Annotated in this window: 17 protein-coding genes; 8 read left to right on the top strand and 9 right to left on the bottom strand. The window is 68.2% G+C overall.

The features are described from left to right. The first annotated feature begins 60 nt into the window (after positions 1-60). The 3 genes from NS334_RS03980 to NS334_RS03970 all read left to right on the top strand — a co-directional run bounded on the left by NS334_RS03980 (position 61) and on the right by NS334_RS03970 (position 2893). A complete protein-coding gene (locus NS334_RS03980; RefSeq protein ID WP_083500239.1) occupies positions 61-1350 on the top strand; it encodes a response regulator in 1290 nt (429 codons plus the stop codon). 1 nt (position 1351) lies between these two features. Then, on the top strand, positions 1352-2473 hold the full coding sequence (locus NS334_RS03975) for a sensor histidine kinase (RefSeq protein ID WP_241491799.1): 1122 nt from the start codon (positions 1352-1354) through the stop codon (positions 2471-2473). A gap of 78 nt (positions 2474-2551) precedes the next feature. Then, positions 2552-2893 (top strand): SWIB/MDM2 domain-containing protein, encoded by a 342-nt coding sequence (locus NS334_RS03970; protein WP_058754681.1) that lies wholly within the window; start codon positions 2552-2554, stop codon positions 2891-2893. Between the two features lie 31 nt (positions 2894-2924). Here NS334_RS03970 and mprF read toward each other — a convergent pair whose 3' ends face one another. The 4 genes from mprF to NS334_RS03950 form a co-directional block, all read right to left on the bottom strand. After that, positions 2925-5498 (bottom strand): bifunctional lysylphosphatidylglycerol flippase/synthetase MprF, encoded by a 2574-nt coding sequence (gene mprF, locus NS334_RS03965; RefSeq protein ID WP_058754680.1) that lies wholly within the window; start codon positions 5496-5498, stop codon positions 2925-2927. Continuing rightward, a complete protein-coding gene (locus NS334_RS03960; protein WP_083500238.1) occupies positions 5491-5946 on the bottom strand; it encodes a DUF2147 domain-containing protein in 456 nt (151 codons plus the stop codon). The genes mprF and NS334_RS03960 overlap by 8 nt, the downstream gene beginning before the upstream one ends. Positions 5947-6037: 91 nt before the next feature. Continuing rightward, entirely contained in the window at positions 6038-6775 is a 738-nt protein-coding gene (locus NS334_RS03955; RefSeq protein WP_058754679.1) for an AcvB/VirJ family lysyl-phosphatidylglycerol hydrolase, read from the bottom strand. A 3-nt stretch (positions 6776-6778) separates the two neighbouring features. Beyond that, positions 6779-7147 carry a hypothetical protein gene (locus tag NS334_RS03950; RefSeq protein ID WP_058754716.1) on the bottom strand — a complete coding sequence of 123 codons (369 nt, stop codon included), beginning with the start codon at positions 7145-7147 and terminating at the stop codon, positions 6779-6781. A 156-nt stretch (positions 7148-7303) separates the two neighbouring features. Between NS334_RS03950 and NS334_RS03945 the strand changes: the two genes are divergently transcribed. Beyond that, positions 7304-10231, top strand: coding sequence for a PAS domain-containing protein (locus NS334_RS03945; protein ID WP_193752994.1), 2928 nt, complete (start codon positions 7304-7306; stop codon positions 10229-10231). A gap of 1 nt (position 10232) precedes the next feature. Here NS334_RS03945 and NS334_RS03940 read toward each other — a convergent pair whose 3' ends face one another. Next, positions 10233-11837: a DUF5597 domain-containing protein gene (locus NS334_RS03940; RefSeq protein ID WP_058754678.1), complete on the bottom strand. Its 1605-nt coding sequence runs from the start codon at positions 11835-11837 to the stop codon at positions 10233-10235. A gap of 185 nt (positions 11838-12022) precedes the next feature. On the opposite strand from NS334_RS03940, the gene NS334_RS03935 reads away from it, so the two are divergent. Continuing rightward, complete coding sequence (locus NS334_RS03935) at positions 12023-14293, top strand: TIM-barrel domain-containing protein (protein ID WP_241491798.1); 2271 nt, start codon at positions 12023-12025, stop codon at positions 14291-14293. A gap of 2 nt (positions 14294-14295) precedes the next feature. Here the strand turns inward: NS334_RS03935 and NS334_RS03930 are convergent, their stop codons facing one another. Genes NS334_RS03930 through NS334_RS03915 form a run of 4 tightly spaced genes read right to left on the bottom strand, consistent with a single transcriptional unit; the run spans position 14296 to position 19749 of the window. Next, complete coding sequence (locus tag NS334_RS03930; RefSeq protein WP_058754676.1) at positions 14296-15765, bottom strand: Ppx/GppA family phosphatase; 1470 nt, start codon at positions 15763-15765, stop codon at positions 14296-14298. Next, positions 15762-17942, bottom strand: a complete 2181-nt coding sequence (locus NS334_RS03925) for an RNA degradosome polyphosphate kinase (protein ID WP_058754675.1) — start codon at positions 17940-17942, stop codon at positions 15762-15764. The genes NS334_RS03930 and NS334_RS03925 overlap by 4 nt, the downstream gene beginning before the upstream one ends. Then, a complete protein-coding gene (locus NS334_RS03920) occupies positions 17939-18559 on the bottom strand; it encodes an HdaA/DnaA family protein (protein WP_058754714.1) in 621 nt (206 codons plus the stop codon). The genes NS334_RS03925 and NS334_RS03920 overlap by 4 nt, the downstream gene beginning before the upstream one ends. Beyond that, positions 18556-19749, bottom strand: coding sequence for a heavy-metal-associated domain-containing protein (locus tag NS334_RS03915; protein WP_342585530.1), 1194 nt, complete (start codon positions 19747-19749; stop codon positions 18556-18558). Before NS334_RS03915 ends, NS334_RS03920 begins: the two co-directional genes overlap by 4 nt. A gap of 109 nt (positions 19750-19858) precedes the next feature. On the opposite strand from NS334_RS03915, the gene purM reads away from it, so the two are divergent. The 3 genes from purM (at position 19859) to NS334_RS03900 (ending at position 21907) form a co-directional block, all read left to right on the top strand. After that, a complete protein-coding gene (gene purM / locus NS334_RS03910) occupies positions 19859-20950 on the top strand; it encodes a phosphoribosylformylglycinamidine cyclo-ligase (protein ID WP_058754673.1) in 1092 nt (363 codons plus the stop codon). A gap of 77 nt (positions 20951-21027) precedes the next feature. After that, positions 21028-21540 (top strand): phosphoribosylglycinamide formyltransferase, encoded by a 513-nt coding sequence (purN, locus tag NS334_RS03905; protein ID WP_058754713.1) that lies wholly within the window; start codon positions 21028-21030, stop codon positions 21538-21540. 10 nt (positions 21541-21550) lie between these two features. Then, positions 21551-21907, top strand: coding sequence for an MmcQ/YjbR family DNA-binding protein (locus tag NS334_RS03900; RefSeq protein WP_058754672.1), 357 nt, complete (start codon positions 21551-21553; stop codon positions 21905-21907). The last annotated feature ends 139 nt before the right edge of the window (positions 21908-22046 follow it).

Genomic DNA, 22046 nt, shown 5'->3' with positions numbered 1-22046 from the left:
CGGGCTGATCGGTCATCATGACGCCAGTGTCACCGATCACGGACGAAACGCGAAAAGCCCATGAATCAAATACTTTCCGATGATTCGCCGGACCGTGACCGTCCGCGGACGGACGCACCGTCCGGGAATGGACAGTCGCAAGGGCTGTCAATCCTGCTGGTCGACGACAATCCGGCGGTGGCGCGCGCGATGGAGATCGCGTTTCGGCTGGCGGGCCACGCCTTCGACACCGCCGCCGCCCCGACCGAGGCCTATTCGCGGCTGGCGGCGCGCCGTTATGACGCGATCCTGCTCGACATGAACTTCACCCCCGGTGTGTCGAACGGCGATGAGGGTCTGGTGTGCCTCTCGCGGCTGCTCGCCGACGATCCCGCCGCGTGCGTCGTCGTCATCACCGCGCACAGCGGTATCCGCATCGCGGTCGCCGCGATGCAGGCGGGTGCGCGCGATTTCGTGATGAAGCCGTGGCGCAATGCCGAGCTGATCGCGAAGGTGGAGGCGGCGATCGCGCGTGGCCTGCCCGCCGCCGTAGCGTCCCCTGCCCCCACGCCGGCTGCGGAGCCGGTGCGATTGCTCGGCGAGAGCGCTGCGATCCAGCAGTTGCGTGACCTGATCCGTCGCATCGCCCCGACCGGCGCCGGCGTGGCGGTGACTGGCGTGGGGGGCAGCGGGCGGACGCTGACGGCGCTGGCAATTCACGCCGCCTCAGCCGATGCCGCCCACCCGCCGGCGCGTATCGACCTGCGCGACGACGCCGCCTGGGCGCGGCTGGACGGCGCGCCCGGCACCGCCATCCTGCGCCACGCCGATGCGCTGGACACGGTGGCGCAGGCGCGGCTGCTCGATCGGCTGGCGCCGTCGACGCGCTGCATCGCGATCCTCGAGTCGGTGGAAGCGATCGCGCCCGCGTTACGGCGGCGCCTCGCGACCGTCGATGTCGCGGTACCCCCACTCGCCCGGCGGGAGGGCGATGCGGTGTTGCTCGCGCGCCACTTCGTCCGCAGCGCCGCCACGCGGTTCGCACGGCCCGTGCCGACGCTCACCCCCGCCGCCGAGGCGCTCATCGCGTCGACCGACTGGCCCGACGACGTGCGCGGGCTGGCGCTCGCGATCGAGCGCGCGGTATTGCTGGCGGAGGGCGACACGATCGACGCCGCCGCGCTCGCGCTACCCAGCGCCGTCACCGTCGCGCCGGTCAACGCCGCCAGCGCCTTCGACCTCGACGAAGCCGAGCGCGCGATGATCGAGGCGGCGCTGCGCCAGCATCGCCACAACGTCACCCACGCCGCGACGGCGCTGGGGCTCAGTCGCGGCGCGCTCTACCGCCGCATGGCACGCTATGGCCTTTGACGTGCGTGCGCTTGCGGCCAGCGCCGCGCTGGTCGGATGCGGGGTCGCCGGGGCAACGGCGGCGCGTGGCGGGATGTGGGGGCTGCTGGCGGGCGCACTGCTGACGGCCGTGTGGATCGGTGTGGCGGACTGGTTCCGGATCCGCCGCGTGCGGGCCCCTCTGCCCTCGCCGGCGCCGGTGCCGCACGACCTGACCGCGCACCGCCTGCTGCTCGACGCCGCCCCCACCCCGTTGGTCGCGATCGACCAAGCCAGCGTCCGCGCGCTCAACCGCGCCGCGCGCCGCCTGTTCGCCACCGATGGCCGCATACTGACCGCCCCGCCCGCGTTGACCGATGGCGAGGCAGCGCACATCCGCTACGAGGGACGAAGCTGGCGCGTCGATCGCGTCTCGCTCGGCGATGCGGGGGTCGTCGCGGCGTTGATCGACATCGAACAGGAGGAGCGCACCGCCGAGGCGCGCGCCACTGCCGAGTTGATCCATGTCCTGGGCCACGAACTGCTCAACGGCCTGGCGCCGATCGCGTCACTGGCGGACAGCGGCGCGGCGGCGATCGACCGCCCCGCACCCGACCTCGCGTTGCTTCGGGAGATCTTCGCCACGCTTGCGCGTCGGGCGGAGGGGCTGCTGCGCTTCACGGAAGCCTATCGCTCGCTCGCGCGGCTTCCCGAGCCGAGCCCGCGTCCGGTGCCGCTCGACGCCCTCGGCGGCGATCTGGCGCGGCTGTTCGCGGGGCGCTGGCCGACGACTCCGCTGACGGTCGATATCGATCGGGAAGCGCGCTGGATGCTCGATCGCGATCAGGTGACGCAAGCACTCTGGGCCTTGCTCCAGAATGCCGCCGAGGCGTGTGAGGGACCGGACGCGCGCGTCGCGCTGCGCATGGCGGGGGACGGCGAGATGCTACTGATCGATATCGAGGACAACGGCCCCGGCATTCCCCCGGAGCGTGCAGCGCATATCTTCCGTCCGTTCCACACCAGCAAGGCGGAGGGCACCGGAGTCGGGCTCAGCCTCGCACGCCAGATCGCCCTGGCCCATGGCGGCACCCTGTTGCTCGTCCCCGGCGCGACCACGTTGTTCCGCATGACGCTTCCTGGTGCATCGAACGGAAACCCTTGATAAGACTCATCCGTAATGAACTTGCACGGCGCCCGGTTGTTGCGCCATTCGATTGACCTTCAGGCAGAGGAGCGAAGCATGGCGAAGTCGGCGGAGAAGCGCGGCAAGGAAGAGACGAAGGCCGCGGAGAAGAAGGTCAAGGCGACCGGCAAGCCCGCCGGTGGCGCGCGCGGCGGCATCACCGCCCCGGTCACGCCCTCGGCCGATCTGGCCGAGATCGTCGGCAAGAAGGATCTGCCGCGCAGCGAAGTGGTCAGCAAGGTCTGGGAATATATCAAGAAGCATGACCTGCAGGACGCCAAGGACCGTCGGCAGATCAACGCCGACGACAAGCTGGAGAAGATCTTCGGCAAGAAATCGGCGAGCATGTTCGAGATGAACAAGTTCCTGAGTGCCCACCTTTCCACCCCCAAGGGGTGATCCGGGCGGGACGCGCGCCCGCCCGCATCGGTCACGATGCGGCGGGTGCGCGCCCGATCAGCCGCGACAGGTCGCGCAACGCGCGCACCAGCGCGATGCCCTTAGGCCCCGCGATGTAGCGTGGCTCCCAGCGCGGCGCGAACTTCTCCTTGTAGCTGCGCAGGCCCCTAAAGCCGTACAGCCGCTCGCCATGATTGAAGACCAGCGACGCCGCGCGTGCCCAGGCCGGTGCCAGCCGCCGCCCCGAGATTCCCGAAAGCGGGGCGATCCCCAGTGAGAAGCGCTGATACCCGCGTTGTTGCGCCCACTGGATGATGTGGACGAACAGATAGTCCATCGTTCCGTGCGGCGCATCGTTGCGGTGACGCATCAGGTCGACGGACGCTTCCGCATGATTGTCGGTCAGCCAGAGATTGGCGAACGCGACGATCCGCTCTCCTTCCATCACCAGTGCGACGTCGAATCGCTCCATATAGTCGCGCGCGAAATGGCCGAGGCTGAACCCCTTCTCCGCATGCCCCTTGTCATCCATCCACTCGCGGGAGATGGCCTCCAATTCGTCGATCACCACCGCCACGGCGGCGGCGGGCACGATCCGGAACGATAGCCCGCGTCGCGCCGCCGCGCGCTCCGACTTGCGCAGTGAACGCAGGCGCGGCGTGTCCAGCGTGAAGTCGGGCAGATCGATGATCGCCTCTTCACCGTATTTGACGATGTGAAGCCCCATGCCGATCGCGAGTTCCAGCACGCGATTGGTGACCTGATACAACAGCAACCGGCCCTGCGCCTGATCGGCCAGATCACGGATGCGCCACAACAGGTCCGGCCACGCCGCCGCGTCGCCGACCGGATCGCCCATCACGATCCAGCTTGCGCCACGGATCTGGTACATCAGCATCGCATCCCCGCTGTCGTCGAACAGCATGCGCTTGTCGCCGGTGTGCACCAGCATCGCATCGGTGCGGTCGGCCAGCGCCAGCGGACGATCGAGCGTCGCCGGATCGACCGGCTGATCGTCGGGGACGGTCGGGGCCGGCCCCATCCACCACCACGCCAGACCCGCGATCAAGGCCACCGTCGCAGCCAGCATCCCGCGCAGAAAACGCGGTGCGTCGCCTTTCAACGCGAAATGCCACCACAGATCGTCGGCATAGGGAACGCGGCGATAGGCGAACAAGCCGATCCACACCGCCGCCGCCAGCACCACCAGCACCGCCGAGAACCAGCCGGCCGACAGGCGCACCTGTGTCAGCGCGCTGCGGCGATAGAAGGCGCCCCGCGTCCATTGCAGCATCGCCGCCAGCGTCAGGCACGCGATCGCCTCCTCATAATCGATGCCCTTGGCCAGCGAGAAGGCCGCGCCTGCCAGCAACAGCGCGCGCGTGGCGACGAACGCGCCGTCCAGCCGCCGGTACAGGCCCGGCGCGAGCAGCAGCAGCCCGGTGCCGACCAGGCTGGCGGCAATATGGCTCGCCTCGATGAAGGGAAGCGGGACGATCGCCACCAGCACGCCCATCCGCGCGTGGAGCGACGGCAAGGAATCGGACAGCAGCAGCATCGCACCGCCCATGAATGTCGCGGTGCTCAACGCCAGCGGCGCGATGCCGTTGGCGACCGCGCGCCCATCGCGGATCAGGCGCGCGGAAAAGGGCGTGTCGAGGAGATGACGTCGCCGCACGCCCTCGCGCCACGCCAGGATCGCGACCGCGACGGCGAGCGGCAGCAGGTAATAGATCACGCGATAGGCGATCAGCGCGGCGAAGGCGATCGAACGGTCGCCCGGCAGCACCGCCATCACGACCGCCTCGAACACCCCGATTCCGCCGGGAACATGCGCCAGCACGGCAGCGACGATTCCCAGCGCATAAGCCAGGATGAAGGCCGGCAGCAACGCGGGGTCGGCCCCCTGTACCAGTACGAATAACGCCGCGGCGGCCGCGCTGGTGTCCAGCACCGCCAGCGCGATCTGCGACAGGGCCTGCCCGGCGCTGGGCAGCGGCACGCTCAGTCGCCACACACGCAACGGCCCCTTCGCCCCGCCACAAAGCATGACCAGCGCCGCCACGACGACGAGGATGATGGCTGCGACCGCGTGCGAGGCGGCCGCCGGGATCGTCAGACCGGCCAGATCGATCGGTCCAGGCCGCGCCAGCAGCGCCACCGCCGCAACCGTGACGACGCCGCTCCAGAAGGTCGCGCTGGCGATGCCGATCACGCGCGCGACGTCGGGGCCGTCCAGACCGTTGGCGGTATAGATGCGATACCGCGCCGATCCGCCGGTCAGCAGCGACAGCCCGAGGTTGTGGCTGAGCGTATAGCTGGTGAACGACGCGAGCGCGGCGATCCGCCAGCGCAATGGCCGGCCGATGATCCGCAGCGCCAGCACGTCATAGCCGGTGAGGGTCAGGTAACTGAGCGCGGTGAAGGCGATCGACAGGATAATCTGCCACGCCGACACCGCATGGAGCGCGGCACGCACCTGCGAGAAATGCAGTTCGCGCGTCAGCTGCTGCATCGCGACGAAGCCGAGCGCGATGAGCACCAGCACCGCCAGGATCGACAGCGGCGTACGATACCGGGCCACCATCGCACGCCATTCACGCATGGGGAACGTCCGCGATCCGGTGCCAGACCTGCGACTTGCAGATCAGTCCTCCCAGGATGCAGCCCTTCACCTTCATGTCGTTGGGGCCGATCTGCTGAATGATCGAATAGAAGCGCCGTCCCATGTCGGGCACGAACACGGTACCCGACCAATTGCCCGGCTTGTCCGACCGGTAATTTTCCAGCAACGCCGTGCCGATCAGCTTCGTGACGCCGCCATCGCGGGCATCGCTCTGCGCCTCGTCATTGGCCCAGACGATCCATCCGCACAGCCGGTCGCCGCACGGCCCGGTCCGCACCGCCACGCTCTTGTACGGGTTCATCCACACGCCGTAGATTGGATGGGTCGCGGGTGTCGCGGCTGCCGGCTGCGATTGCGACTGCGCCACGGCCGGATGGGCGGTAGCCGCGAACATTCCTGCCATCGCCAGGAAGAGATATTTCAACATTCGGTCGTCCCCTGTGATGCGACGACCATGCCCCCCAATGGATTGCCGACAGGTCGACGCCGACTGAATTATCGGTAATGAAGATGACGGATCAGCGACCGTTAACGACCGATGCCCACAAGGTCTTGGAGATCAACGGAATATCATAGCCAAGGAAATGTCCGCCGGGCAGCGTGACGCTGCGCACGTTGCTTCCGGTCAGCGACGGGCACAGGCTGTGCTCCTCTTCTTCGCCGTGGATGCACGTCAACTGTACCCAGTCGATCCGGCGCGCGCTGGGTATGGCGGATTCGTCGGGCGCGCCGTCCAGCACCCCGCCCGGACTGACCTTGAACAGCAAGGTGCTGCCGGGGACCAGAAGAACGATGCCCGCGACATGCGGACGCAGCGCCACCGGCAGGCTCGCCGCGCCATATTGCAGCATGTCCGCCCCGAACGACTGGCCGATCAGCACCACCCGCCGCGCGCCGCGCATCCGTAGCGCGCGCGCCACCGTGTCGGCGACAATCCGGTCGATATCCTCCGGCGTCCGACGCTGTCCGAATGCCGCCAGCGAGTTGAAGGACAACACGGTCATGCCATGCGCGTTGAGCGAGCCGATCAATCGCGGTCCCATGCCGGCATTGATGCCCATATCGCCCGACATGAACACCGCCACCGTCCCCGCCTGCCCGACGGGCGTCGGCGCGGTCGCCGGATCGACGCGGTAGATCCGCCCGCCGAAGTAACCGAGGAAGCCGACGAACCCGAGCAGCAACAGCACGGCGGCCGTTATCGCGCCGGCGACGATCGCCAGCGGGTTGCGGCGGGCGTTGGGCGCGATGATCATGGCTCAGGCACTCACGGCATAGGTGATGACGAAGCAGGCGGCGGTCAGCAGCAGCATGGCGAGGATGAAGGTGGCGTCGGCGACCTGCTCCATGCGGTGCAGCGTCGCATGCTGGCGTGGCGCGGGCGAACGCAACGACAGATAGGACGCCAGCGTCGCCACCAGGAACAGCAGCGAATCGATCGCCAGCAGATCGTCGGCGAAGCTGGCGCGTCGCCCCCAGGCGATCCCTACATGCAACAGGCCGATGCCCGTCAGGCAGACGCCGACCATCGCCGCCGCGATCGGGCAGATCATGCGGCAGATCCGTTCGTCGAGCGCGTGTCGTCGTTGCGTCGGCGCGATCGACAATCGGGAGGGCGGACGGCTCATCGCGACGCTTGTGCGGGCCGGCACTTCGCCCCCGGCTGTCCGGAACATGAGCAAATCGTCATAATGAGGCTTCAAGACACGCGCCAAGCGCCCTTTTTTTCCCCGTCCGTCGAAACGATCGGCTACACCGTACAGGATCAACGATTGGGCGACGACTTGAGCACGGACAGCGACCGCAACCGGGGAACGCCCGCCAGCGCGATGGCGGCGCTGGTCGAATCGCACGACTGGTCGGCGACCCCGCTCGGTGATCGCGCGGGCTGGCCCGTGTCGCTCCGCAATACGGTCGCGATGATGCTGGCATCCCGGCACGCGATGTGCCTGGCCTGGGGGCCATCGCTCACCTTCCTCTACAACGACGCCTATGCCGGCTTCCTGGGTCCGCGCCATCCCATGGCACTGGGCGATTCCCTGCCGGAGGTATGGTGGGACGTCTGGCCCGACATCAAGCCGTTGCTCGAAGCCGCGTTGGCCGGACAGGCGACCTGGTCGGAGGATCTTCACCTCGTCATGGAACGCAACGGCGTTCCTGAGGATACGTGGTGGAGCTTTTCGTACAGCCCGCTCTACGATGACGACGGCAACGTCGCCGGGATGATCGACATCGTCAGCGACATGACCACCAAGGTGCAGGTCGAGCGTCGGCAGGCGTTTCATCTGCGGCTCGAACATGCGCTGCGCACACTGGCCGACCCGCAGGAGGTCCAGGCGGTCGCCGCCCGCCTGCTCGGCGAACATCTCGGCGCACAACGCGTGACCTATGCGGAAGACAACGGGGACGGGCGCACCGCCACCGTGACGCGCGGCTATGTCGACGGCGTTCCGGCGATGGAGGGACTGTACCGCTACGACGAGTTCAGCCCCGAACTGGCGCCGCTGCTGCGCACGGGGAAGCCCGTCTTCTGTAACGATACCGCCCGTTACCTGAAGGGCCGTCGGGATCTGCTCGACACCTGCGCACGGCTGCAAATCGGCGCGACGCTCAACGTGCCGTTGGTGAAGGACGAGCAACTCGTCGCGCAACTCGCGATCCACTACCGCGCACCGCATCCGTTTCTTCCCACCGAGATCGCACTGGCCGGTGAGGTAGCGGAGCGCACATGGGCTGCCGTCGAGCGCGCGAAGGTGCACGTCGCGTTGCGGGAAAGCGAGGCGCGCTACCGCACGTTGTTCGAGGCTCTCGACGCCGGCTTCGCGGTCGTCGAAATGGTGTATGACGATGACGGCCAGCCGCTCGATTATCGCTTCGTGGAGGTCAATCCGGCCTTCGAGAAACAGACCGGATTGACCGGGGCCCCGGGACGGCTCGCCCGCGATCTGGTGCCGGGGCTGGAACGGCATTGGGCCGAAACCTATGGCCACGTCGCCCGGACCGGCGATCCGGTGCGGTTCGAGAACGGGTCGGACGCGATGGGGCGCTGGTTCGACGTTCATGCGCTGCGCGTCGGTGATCCGGCTCAGCACCGTGTCGCGATCCTGTTCAACGACATCAGCGCGCGGCGCGCGGCCGAGCAGCAATTGCGCAGCCTGAACGAACGGCTCGAACAACAGGTCGCGGAGCGGACGATCGAACTGCGCCGCTTCCGCGACGTCGTGGACGCGACCACCTCGCCGATCTGTGCTTTCGATCTCGATGGCCGCGTCGTCGCGTTCAACAAGGCGCAGTCGGCCGAGTTCAAGCGGGTCTTCGGGGTCGATGTCCGCGTCGGCGACGATCTGGCGGCGCTGCTGCCAGAGGATCAGGGGCCGGTGATCCGCGCGATGATGGCGCGCGCGCTGGCGGGCGAAACCTATACGGTGATCGAGGAATTTGGCGATCCCGACCTCGCCAAACCTTATTGGCAGGTCACCTACACGCCACTGCGCGACGAAGCAGGCGACGTGGTTGGCGCCTTCCATCTGGCCGTCGACATCACCGGCCGGCTTCGTGCGGAGACAGAGCTGGCCGCCGCGCAGGAGGCGCTGCGGCAGAGTCAGAAGATGGAGGCGATGGGCAGCCTGACCGGCGGCGTCGCGCATGATTTCAACAATCTGCTGACGCCGATCTTCGGCAGTCTCGACCTGCTTCAGCGGCGCGGCCTGGGCGGCGAGCGTGAACAGCGACTGATCGCGGGTGCCATCCAGTCGGCGGAGCGCGCGAAGACGCTCGTGCAACGGCTGCTCGCCTTCGCCCGCCGCCAGCCGCTACAGCCGATGCCCGTGGACGTGAGCGCGCTGGTGGCGGGGATGGCCGATCTGGTCGCCAGCACCTCCGGTCCGCAAACGCGCGTGATCGTCGATGGTGCCGAGGGACTGCCCGCGGCGTTCGCCGATCCGAACCAGCTCGAAATGGCGATCCTGAACCTGTGCGTGAACGCGCGCGACGCGATGCCGGACGGTGGGCGGCTGACGATGACGACCCGCGCCGCCACCCTGACGCGCGGCCATCCCAGCGGGCTTCCCGCCGGTCGCTATATCTGCCTGTCGGTCGCCGACACCGGGACGGGTATGGACGCGGATACGCTGAATCGCGCGGTCGAGCCGTTCTTCTCGACCAAGGGGATCGGCAAGGGGACCGGGCTGGGACTGTCGATGGTGCACGGCCTTGCCGCGCAGCTCGGCGGTGCGCTGACCATCGACAGCGAGGTCGGGCTGGGCACCGACATTCGCCTGTGGTTGCCCGCGACCGATGAGCGAAGCGTCGCGACGCCACGCAACGAGACGACGGGCAATACCTTGACCGCCGGGCTCGCGCTGGTCGTGGACGACGAGCCCGCCGTCCGGGCCAGCACGGCCGACATGATGATCGATCTCGGTTTCGAGGTGGTTGAGGCCGCCTCCGCCGAGGACGCGCTGAGTGCCGTCGGCCATGCCTTGAGCCCCGACGTCCTCGTCACCGATCACCTGATGCCGGGGATGAACGGCACCGATCTCGCGCGTGAGCTGCGCCGTCGTCGCCCCGCACTGCGCGTGCTGATCGTGTCGGGCTATGCCGACGTGGAGAGCGTCGCGCCCGACCTGCCACGGCTGGTCAAGCCGTTCCGCCAGGCCGAACTCGCCGCCGCGCTGTCGGAAGCCGGCGTCGTCACCGCGACGCCCGCCTAGCTCAGGATCGGTAACGCCCCATTGTGACCTTCAGGATGTGCGGACGGTCGATCAGATTGATGCCATAATCGGTCTGATCGCCGTTCCACACCCGCGACATCACCCACTTTCCGTTCGCGAACGTCCCTTCCTCGACCCGAAGCATCAGCGCATCGGTCCGCTTTGCGGCGTCCTCGATCCGCACGCGAACATGGTCGCCGACGATCAGGAACTCGTTGTCCGATAGCTGCGCCACCGCAAGTCCACCGACCGGCTCATTCGCCCAGGGCGCGGGATCGGCCTTCAGCCATGGCCAGTCGCGCATTCCGAACTGCCATTCGCCCCAGGCGGCGCTGACCGTCCACGCGCCCATGCGCGTCGATGTCGCGGCGCCGTCGTCGGGCTTGGCCACGCCCCAGGTTGGTCGCTCGAAGGCGATCTTCGCCCAGTCGCGCATGATCGAGCCGAACATCGTGTAGGACAATGCCAGCGGCGCCAGCGTCGCCTCGCTCAGATCGCGCGCGCCCAGCGGAAAGTTGAAATATCCGCTGTCGTCCATCCCGAACGGCGCATAACCGATCGCCCCGCGCCCGAGTGCCGGATAGACATAGCGGTGGAAATCGCGCGCATTGCCCACCTCTGGCACCATCAACGCATTGTCGGTGCGGGCATATTTCTCCAGATACTGTTCAGCGTTCGCGCTCTTGCGGTCATAGATGTCGGGTGCGGCGAAATCGACGTGCGGGGCGGCGGCCTTCCAGATGTCCAGCACGTCCTGCTGCGGCCCGCCACTCGCCACGCCGTTCGGGTCGGGGACGTTCGATGGCCCGGCCAGCGCGGCGTTGACGTACATCGGCAGCGGCTTGACCGCCTTGCCCGCCGCCGCGATCCGGTCGACGTATGCCGCGACATACCAAGTGTTGAATGCCCGGTCGGCCTGTGCCCCGAACACCTGCGCCCATGTGCCGCTCTTTCCCATCCGCTTCGCCAGCGCGGCCGGGATTGGCCCCGTGAACAGCGCATCGGCAGCGGCGGAATAGTCGCGCGGATTACGGTAGCTGCCGGTCTCATTCTCCGGCTGCACCATGATGACCGTATGCCGCAGGTCGTGATCGCGAAGATATTCCATCATCTTCACGAAGGCACGCGTGTCCGCCGCCAGTGTCGCCTCGCCATGCGCGCTCAAGACGTCGTGATCGCTCCCGTCACGCCTTTTCATGCGCGGGAAGCGCCGGTTGTCGAGCTTCACCCAGTCGGGAGTGTAGGACAGCGAGGTATTCTTCCACGTCCCGAACCACAGCAGCACGACCCGCTTGTCATGCGCGCGTGCCTGATCGAGCAGCGCCTGCAGGAACGAAAAGTCGAAACGCCCTTCGACCGGCTCGACCTGCTGCCACGCGATCGGCACCTCGACCGTATTGGCGTGGATGCGGTCCAGCACCGGCCATGCCGTCTTCAACGCCTCGGGATAGTTCGACGAATTGTTCACCTGTCCGCCCAGGATCGTGAACGGCGCCCCGTCGACGATCAGCGCATGGCGGCCGTTCTTCGTCTCGAGATGCGGCACCTGCGCGGTGGCGCCCGACGCGGCGAGCAACCCCGCGATCATCAGGTGGCGTGCGATCATGTCCTTCTCCCCTGTCCGCGACCATCATCGGCTTGTGCGGCGGGGTAGCGTCCCCCTAGAAGAATGGTAGCGCTACGATCTGTCGGCGCAACAGGAGAGACGACGACATGACGGCACGCGCCCCTCATCGGCATCGCGGGCACTTTCTGCGCCACGCGCTTCTCGGCGCCGCGGCGTTCGCCGCCATGCCAGCGATGGCCGCGCCGCTCGCCACGGTCGATCGCAACGGCGCGCTGGTCGCGGTCGAGCCCTATGCCCCCAACATCGTCCGCATCACGATCGCGCTCGATCGGGCACTGGCGGACGCGCCGCCCGGCGACGGCCCGCAAGCCGAAGCCGATTCCGCCGGGTGGCAGCATCGCACCGACGCAGGTGGCGACATTTTCTCCTCGGACGCCATGAATGTGCTGGTCAGGGCGCAGCCGTGGCCGGGCGCGCCGACCCAGATGCAACGCTATTTCGCGCCCTCGCTTCCCCCGGTCTCGATCGCCTTCACCCGCTCCGACGGCGCCACCATCGCCGAAATGAAGGGCTGGGAACGCGCGCCGCATGTCGTCAGCGGCGAACGCACCTTCCGCATCGGCGCCAGTTTCGCGGTTCAGCCGGACGAACATTATTACGGGCTCGGCCAGAATCAGGAGGGTATCCTCGACCTGAAGGGTCGCACGATCGACTGCCGCCACAATTACGACGCCCCCGCCGGGGAGACGGTCTGCGTGCCGTTCATGGTCACGAACAAGGGCTATGGCATCGTCTGGGACAATCCGTCCGCCACCATCGTCTCTCCCGGGCTCAACAACAACACCCGTTTCCAGTCCGAAGTCGGGGAGCGCGTGTCGTTCTTCGTCATCACCGGCGACACCACCGACCAGCTCTACGCCGGCTACGCCCGGCTGACCGGCGTCACGCCACTTCCGCCGAAGGCGGCGTTCGGGCTGATCCAGTCGAAGGCACGATACGAGACACAGAAGGAACTGCTCGACGTCGCCAACGGCTATCGCCGCCGCGGCTATCCACTCGACGTCATGGTGCTCGACTGGTTCTATTGGACCCGCATGGGCCAGCTCGATATCGACCGCAACTTTTTCCCCGATCCCAAGGAGATGAACGACCAGCTACGCGCGCAGGGGATGCGGTCGATCATCAGCGTGTGGCCGCGTTTCGAGAGGGAATCCCGCTACTTCGACCTGCTCGCCGCCAAGGGCTGGCTGCTCCACCACGAGGACGGCAGCCCCGTCGACGGCCTGCCGATCCGCTCGGACCGCGCCGGCGCGCTGCTCGATTCGACCAATCCGAAGGCACGCGACTGGTTCTGGGAACGGATCAAGGAGAACCTCGGCAGCCAGGGTTTCGACTGGTACTGGCTCGACGAAACCGAGCCGGACCTGGTGCCGGACGGCTACCATTATTCCATCGGTACCGGCGACCGGTTCCACAACCTCTATCCGTTGCTGCACACCTCGGGCGTCGCGCAGGGGTCGGCACGCGATCGGCCGAACCTGCGGAACCTGATCCTCTCGCGTGCCGCCTATCTCGGTTCGCAGCGGACCGGCTCGCTCTTCTGGTCGTCGGACATCCAGTCGACGTGGGAAGCGCTTCGCCGGCAGGTGCCCGCGGGGCTTGGCTTCACCGCGAGCGGCCTGGCCTATTGGAGCAGCGACACCGGCGGGTGGCAGTGGCCGAACGGGCCGAAGGCGTCGCGTCCGCTGCTGCTCGACCCGGCAGGCGCGACCGCGATGGGGCCGAACTATCCCGACTATCCGGAACTGTTTACCCGCTGGTTCGCCTACAACAGCTTCACCCCGACGCTGCGCATCCACGGCCAGCGCCCGGGCAGCGCTGCGATCTGGGAATATGGCACCGCCGCGGAGCCGATCCTCGCGAAGTTCCTGAAATTGCGCTATTCGCTCATGCCGTATCTCTATTCGCTGGGCTATGGCACCTACCGGACCGGCGCGCCGTTCATGCGCGCGCTGTTCATGGATTTCCCCAACGATCCGCACGTCGCCACGATCGGCGATCAGTATATGTTCGGCCCCGCCTTCCTGGTTGCGCCCGTCACCGAACAGGGGGTGACGTCGCGCAAGGTCTATCTGCCCACCGGGGCGGACTGGTACGATTACTGGACCAGCAAGCGCTATCCGGGCGGCCTGACGATCGACGCGCCCGCACCGATCGACCAGATCCCGCTGTTCGTTCGTGCAGGGTCGATCGTCCCGATGGGCGCCCCCATCCCGAGCACCGCGACCCGCCAGCAGCTGGAGACGATCCGCGTCTATCCGGGACGCAGCGCCAGCTTCACGCTCTATGACGACGATGGCACGACCAACGACTATCGCACCAAGGGCGGGCGCAGCACGACGCTGACCTGGGATGATGCCGCCGGTCGCCTGACCGCCACCGGCGCGCTGCCGACCGGTCAGAACGCCGCTGGCCTGGTGCAGGTGATCCGCTGACGTTACTGGGCGGCGGCGCTGAGCCCCAGCGCCGCCGCCAGCGCCCGATGCCGCTTCTGAACGGCTTCGCCATAGAGCGCCGCATCGCCGGGCTCCAGCGACAGCCGTACAGCGCCGTTCACGACGCTCAATGCCGAGCGCGCCAGCGGACCGGCGACGCCGCCGCTCAGTCGTTGGCCCAGCCGGATCGCCAGGCCCCATTGCACCGCGCGCCGCCGCGCCGCATCGCTGGCCAGCGCGGGCAGCGGATCGGGGCTGGTGATCGCGCCGCCCAGCGCGGTCCAGAGCGCCTGCGCCAGCATCGCGCGCCCACGGGCGTCGATCGCTACCCAATTGCCGTGCAAGGCGATTTCAACCCCGCGTTCGGCGCGAAAGTCGGGGTTGGCGCGCCAGCCGACATCCGCCAGCTGGCATGCGGCCATTCGCAGCCGCGCCGCCTCCGGACGATCCTCGACGAACAGCGGCGCGATCCAGCGGTCGAGGAGATCGCCGTGCTCGGGGAAGCGCCCGCTGCGCCGTCCTTCGTCGCGCGTCGCCACCACCAGCGGATCGGTGGCGCGATCGGCGGCGCCCAGCGCCTCGTACAGCAGCCCCTCGCGCAGCCCATAGGCGGACACCATCGTTCCGCTGCACCGTAAGTGCTTGAGCATGGACGACAATAGCGCCGCCGCGTCCGACAATGTCGGGATGCGACCGGAGGAGATGCCCGGCACGTCCTTCAACCGCGCCTTGCCGACATGCGACAGCGTGCGCCGCAGGCGCACGACCGTTTCCGGCGACATGGCATATTGGTGGATCACCGGCAGCGGATAGCGGTTCAGCTCCATGTCGAGCCGCGCCAAGGCGCGCCACGATCCGCCAATCAGATAGAAAGGCAACGCTTTTCCCGCGCCCAGCCAGTCGCTGTCCGCCAGCAGCTTGCGGACGCGCCGGTCGAGCCGCCCTTGCTCGCGCAGCGCCGCGATGCGCAGAACCCCCAGCGGAAAGGACACCCGCCGCGTCAGCTTGCCGCCCCGCACCCGTACCAGTTCCAGCGAACCGCCGCCCAGATCGCCGACGATGCCGTCCGCCTCCGGGATGCCCGACAGGACGCCATAGCCGGCCGCCTCGGCTTCCTGCTCACCGGATAGTATTTCGACCGTTAAACCAGCGGCTTGCGCGACAGCGATCAGATCGCCGCCGTTGCTGGCGTCGCGCACGGCGGCGGTCGCGACGGTGCGGAGGGTGGCGACGTCCATCTCGCGCGCCAGCGCCGCGAAGCGGCGGAGCGCGGTTTCGGCAAGCGCCATCGCCTGCGCATCGATCGATCCGAACTGCGCCAGGCTGCGACCGAGACCCGCCAACACCTTCTCATTAAAGAGAATTGCCGGCAGGCGCGGCGGCCCCTGATAGACGACCAGCCGGATCGAATTGGAGCCGATGTCGATGATCGCGGTGCGGGGTTCCTCGGTCGACCGGCGGGAGGCGCTCAACGCTTGCGCCTCAGCGAGAGGACCGGCACCTCATCGCCGTCCAGCGCGGCCCCACGGCCGGAGAGCGACGGGTTCACCATGAAATAACGATGCAGATTGAAAGGCTTCTCACCCGGTGTATCACGAACGTAGCTGCCGTCCGGTTCCAGTTCCCAGCTCTGTTCGTTGTCGATCAGGTTCGCGACCATCACCTGATCCAGCACCTGATCGTGCACCGTCTCAGTGGATAATGGCAGCAAATACTCCACCCGTCGGTCAAAATTGCGCGGCATCCAGTCGGCGGAGGAAATATACACGACCGCCCCGTCATTGGGCAGCAGCGCGCCATTGCCGAACGCGGTGATGCGGCTGTGCTCCAGGAAGCGACCGACGACCGACTTCACGCGGATGTTCTCCGACATGCCCGGCACTTTCGGGCGCAGGCAGCAGATGCCGCGCACGATCAGGTCGATCTCGACCCCCGCGCCGCTCGCCTCGTACAGCTTCTCGATGATCGTCGGATCGACCAGCGAGTTCATCTTCGCCCAGATCGAAGCGGGCTTGCCGGCGCGCGCGTTCGCGATCTCGGCATCGATGCAGGTCATCAGACGATCGCGCAGCGTGCGCGGGCTGAGCACCACCTTCTCCATACCCGCCGGCTCGACATAGCCGGTGATGTAGTTGAACATCCGCGCCGCATCGCGCCCGATGCGCGGATCGGCGGTGAAGAAGCTGAGGTCGGTATAGATCTTCGCGGTGACGGGATGGTAGTTGCCGGTCCCGAAATGGCAGTAGGTGCGGAACTTGCCCGCCTCTCGCCGGACCACCATCGCCACCTTGGCGTGCGTCTTCCAGTCGATGAAGCCATAGACGACCTGCACGCCCGCCCGCTCCAGCGCGCTGGCCCATTGCAGGTTCTGCTCCTCATCGAACCGCGCCTTCAACTCGACCACGGCCGTCACCGACTTGCCGGCCTCCGCCGCCGCGATCAGCGCGCTGATGACCGCCGACTGCTTGCCGGCGCGGTACAGCGTCTGCTTGATCGCGACCACGTCCGGGTCGTTCGCCGCCTGTTTCAGGAAGGCAAGCACGACGTCGAAGGTCTCATACGGGTGATGGACGATGATGTCCTTGGCCCGGATCGCCGCGAAGCAATCGCCGCCGAACTCACGGATCCGCTCCGGAAAGCGCGGGGTGAAGGGCACGAACTTCAGGTCGGGGCGATCCTCGTCCGCCAGCAGCGACAGATCGCCCACCCCCAGGAACGAGCCCGTCTCCGTGACGATCGCATCCTCGCCGCCCAGTTCCTCGCGCAGCGCGGCGGCGAGCGTGTCGGGCATCCCCGTCTCCAGCTCCAGCCGGATCACGCGCCCGCGCCGCCGCCGCTTGATGGCATTCGCGAAGTAGCGGACCAGATCCTCCGCCTCTTCCTCGATCTCGATATCGCTGTCGCGCAGCACGCGGAATTCGGCGGCGCCGAGCACGTCATAGCCCGGGAACAGCACGTGTGAGAAACGCTTGAGAACCGATTCGACGGCGACGTAGCGCGCGACCTCCGCCCCCGGCAGCCGCACGAAACGCGGCATCGCGGCGGGCAGCATCACCAGCTCGCGGATCGGCTCCTTGTCCGATCGGCGGACCAGATCGAACATCACCGCCATCCCCTTGTTGGGCATGAACGGGAACGGATGCGCGGGGTCGAGCGCCTGCGGGGTGATGACCGGAAAGAGCTGTTCCTGGAAATAGGTGTCGAGCCACGCGCGCTGTTCGACATCCAGCGTGTCGAGCGAGCGGCTGCCCAGCACGGTGATGCCCGCCTGGTCGAGATCGCGGCGGATATCGCGCCACACCGCCTGCTGGCTGGCCATCAGCGCGTCGGCCTGCTCGACGATCGCCGCGAGCTGCTGTCCGGGCGTCAGGCCGTCAGCGGAGCGCGCCTCCACGTCCAGCATCTGCTGCCCCTTCAGGCCGGCGACACGGACCATGAAGAATTCGTCGAGGTTGCCGCCCGAGATCGCGAGAAAACGCAACCGTTCGAGCAGCGGATGCGCGGGGTTGCACGCTTCCTCCAGCACGCGGCGATTGAAGGCCAGCCACGACAGTTCGCGGTTGAAGTAGCGACCGCCGTCCCGCTCAAGAAACGGATCGTCGAGCGGGGTGTCGGTTTCGATACGCGCGATACTGGCGGGTCGGGTCATGAGGCTTGGTCGCTCCGCTTGTTGGCCGCCGGATCGCCGTCCAGCGTCTCGCGCGCCAACGGGATCGTCAGGCGGCGACGCCCGGCCAGCGCGGCTTGATCGAGCCTATCGATCGTCTCCATGACGGCGGCGTGACTCCTCCCTGTCCGCGCGGTCAGCCATGCGATCAGATCGGGGCGCGCATCCAGATGGCGACGCGCGAACCCGTGTTCGAACAAGGCCGCGACCAGCGCGTCCTCGGGCGGGCCGATCGTCGCAGCGGGGCTGGCCGCCAGCCGCGACCGCAGGTCCGGCAGCGCGACCGGCCATGCCGGGGGCAGCGCGGCGGCGATCAGCAGCAGCGGGCGCCGCTCCTCCTGCGCGCGGTTCCAGGCGTGGAACAATTCCTCCTCGTCGGCGCGATCGGCGTCGTCGATCACCGCCCCGCCCGACCGTGCCGCGAAGATGCGCCCCAGCAGCGACCGGCCCGACCGCGGCGGACCGGCCAGCAGCGCCGTCCGCACCGGCCAGGTCGCCCAATGTTCGAGCATCCGCACCGCCCGCGCATTGGAATCGACGATGAAGAATTCGCCCTGCTCATCCGCGGGCCAGGCCAGCGGCAGCGCGATCTGGTTCATCCGCCCGCTCCGCTGCGCGGGGCGGCGGCGGGTGGCGCGGAGGTGGCGGCGGCGCGGCGGATGCGCAGCGTCGGCGCGGTGCCGATCACCTGCCACCCGCGCGCCTCCAGCGCGGCGCGCAGCGCATCGGCGGTGCCGACGAAGCTGACGTTCATCGACGAGATGCCGCCCAACGCCAGGCTGGTCGTCGCGGCGGCGGTCACGCCGGGCACGCCGCGCACCGCCGCCTCGGTTCCGGTGACCGCGGCCGCATCCGGCGTATCGAACTGAAGCGTGACCGCGACGGTGGTCGTGGCCAGCGCCGGATCGTCGACGATCAGGTCCGACGCTTCTTCCGGCGGCGTTTCCACGACCGGCATGATCGGGTTGAGACCGGGATCGGTGCCGAGGTAGCCGCCGCGCAGCGCCTGTTGATAAACGCCGTCCAGCCGCCGCACCGCCTCGTCGAGCAGCGCCGGAACGCCGCGCGGCCCGCCGACGCGCAGCGTGAAGCGCTGCAACACGCGGTGGTCGGGGCCGTAGCGCGCCTCGAACACGCCGATCACCGGGCCGCCCGGCCATTGCCGGTACAGCCGCACGGTGGGCATCAGCACGTCGCTGGCGCCATACGAATCGACCAACGTCCGCCACCAGGCGCGGTCGGGACGCTGCGTCTGGCCGACGTCGAGCAGCAGCGGATCCGGCCCGGTGCCGGCCGGGCGCACATAATCGATCGCGCTGGTGCCGGTGCGGAAACGCGCCCATGCCTCCTGCCAGACCGTCCGCTGCTCGAACACGGTGCCGACCCCGGTCGACCATTGCACCGGCACCACCAGGAACGGTGCCGAGCGTGGCATCGCCGCCGAGACCCCCAGCAGCCCGGCGGCGCGCGCGCGATCGAACAGCACGCCCAGCCGCGCGACATAGCGGTTCGGGCCGATCTGCTCGTCCTCGACCACGATGCTCGACACGATCGAATCGAGCGTGCCGTCCGACACCAGCCCACCGCCCGCGCCCAGCCGCTGCGACAGTTGGACGAAGCCCTTGCGCTGCGCCTCGCGCCAGCCGGCGAGCCGCGCGGCATCGGCATTGGGGCCGCTGACGTCGACGCGGATGCCCGACACTTCGAAATCGTTCGAGCTGTCGACCGCCGCGACGCCGCGATCGCCGCCCTCGATCTGCGCGACGACGCCACCGGCGCCGAGCGCCACGATGGCGACGGTAAGGACAAGGGCGACAGGCAGGCGAAGACGCATGTTGCGCGTCTTTTGGCGAAGCAGGCGTGGAAATCCAAGCGCGATATGGCTAGGCGGCATTTCCATGAGCAACGAAGGCTACACCTACGAGAGCGCCGGCGTGTCGATCGCCGCCGGAAATGCGCTGGTCCGCGCGATCGCGCCGCTGGCGCGTGCGACGCGCCGGCCCGGTGCCGATGCCGACCTGGGCGGGTTCGGCGGCTTCTTCGACCTGAAGGCGGCGGGCTTCACCGATCCGTTGCTGGTCGCCGCCAACGACGGCGTCGGCACGAAGCTGAAGCTCGCGATCGAGTGGAATCGCCATGCCGGGGTCGGGATCGACCTGGTGGCGATGTGCGCCAACGATCTGGTCGTGCAGGGCGCCGAGCCGCTGTTCTTCCTCGATTACTACGCCACGGGCCGGCTTGACAACGCCGTGGCGGAGAGCGTCGTCGCCTCGATCGCGGAGGGGTGCCGGATCGCGGGCTGCGCGCTGATCGGCGGCGAGACCGCCGAGATGCCGGGCATGTACAGCGACGGCGACTATGACCTGGCGGGCTTCTGCGTCGGCGCGGTGGAACGCGGCGACGTGCTGACCGGCGCGGGGATCGCGGCGGGCGACGTGATTCTGGGCCTCGCCTCGTCGGGCGTCCATTCCAACGGCTTCTCGCTGGTCCGGCGGCTGGCGGCGGACAAGGGCTGGAAGCTCGACCGCCCCGCGCTGTTCGACGCCGACCGGTTGCTGATCGACACGCTGATGGCGCCGACGCGCATCTATGTCGCCAGCCTGCTGCCGCAGATTCGCGACGGACGGATCAAGGGGCTGGCGCATATCACCGGCGGCGGTCTGCTGGAGAATATCCCGCGCGTGCTGCCGAAGGGCGTGCATGCGCATGTCGACGCCGACGCATGGGAGCAGCCCCGGCTGATGGCGTTCCTGCAGGCGCAGGGCGCGATCGAGCCGGAGGAGATGGCGCGCACCTTCAACTGCGGGATCGGCATGGCGGTGATCGTCGCCGCCGAAGAGGTTGAGGAAGTGGTCGCCGGGTTGAGCAAGGCGGGCGAGACCGTACATCGCATCGGGCGGATCGAGGCCGGCGAGCGCGGCTGCACCGTGTCGGGCCGCACCGAGACGTGGAGCGCGCGTGCCGACTGGACCGCGACGCATCACCAGTGAGCGACGTGCCAGTGAACGATGCGGCGACGCGCGAGCCGGCGAAGGTCGCGGTGCTGATCTCGGGCCGGGGATCGAACATGCAGGCGCTGGCGGCCGAACAGGGTGACGCCTATCGCATCGTCGTGGTCGCCTCCGACAAGCGTGAGGCGGCAGGTCTGGCGTGGGCGACGGCGAACGGGCTGCCGACTTTCGCGCTGTCGCCCAAGGGCATAGGGAAGCCCGCTTACGAGGCGGCGCTGGACGCGGCGCTGCGCGAGGCGGGCGCGGACTATATCGCGCTGGCGGGCTATATGCGGCTGCTGTCCGACGCGTTCGTCGCGCGCTGGCGCGGGCGGATCGTCAACATCCACCCGTCGCTGCTGCCCAAGTACAAGGGTCTGGACACGCACGCGCGCGCGATCGCGGCCGGCGATGCGGTGGCGGGCTGTTCGGTGCACGTCGTGACCGAGGAACTGGACGGCGGCGCGGTGCTGGGCCAGGCCGAGGTGCCGATCCGCGCCGACGATACGCCCGATACGCTGGCCGAGCGCGTGCTGGCGGAGGAACATCGCCTGTATCCGGCGGTTCTGAAGGCGTTCGTCCAACCGTAAGCAGGTCCGCATGACCCCACTCGACCGCGTCCGCGCCATCGCCACCCTGCTGCCGGAGACCGCAGAGCGCGAGAGCCACGGGCAGCCGAGCTTCTTCGTCGCGGACCGGATGTTCGCGCAGTTCCGCGACGATCACCACGGCGACGGATTGACGGTGGTGTGCGTACGAACCAGCGATGCCGACGAACAGGCGACGCTGATGGAGGCTGTGCCGGGCGTGTACCGGCGCCCGGCATATCTGGGGGCCTCGGGCTGGGTGAGCCTCGATCTCGGTGGTGACGCGGACTGGGCGCTGGTCGAGGACCGGATCGCACGAAGCTGGGAACTGTCGGAGCCGCGCCGGCTGCTGGAGGCCGGCGGTCGGTAGCCGCGCTACCACGATCGCGACGGGGCGCGTTGGTGTGACCGGGGCGGGATTGACGGTCCGGCTGTCGTGACGATGTCGGGAGACATGACTACCTGGCGTCCAACGATGGATGCCGGGTGGACCGCGTCTGGCGTTGTTG

It is taken from the genome of Sphingomonas endophytica (assembly GCF_001476895.1).
Classification (GTDB): Bacteria; Pseudomonadota; Alphaproteobacteria; order Sphingomonadales; family Sphingomonadaceae; genus Sphingomonas; species Sphingomonas endophytica_A.
This window is presented reverse-complemented; position numbering and strand designations above follow the sequence as displayed.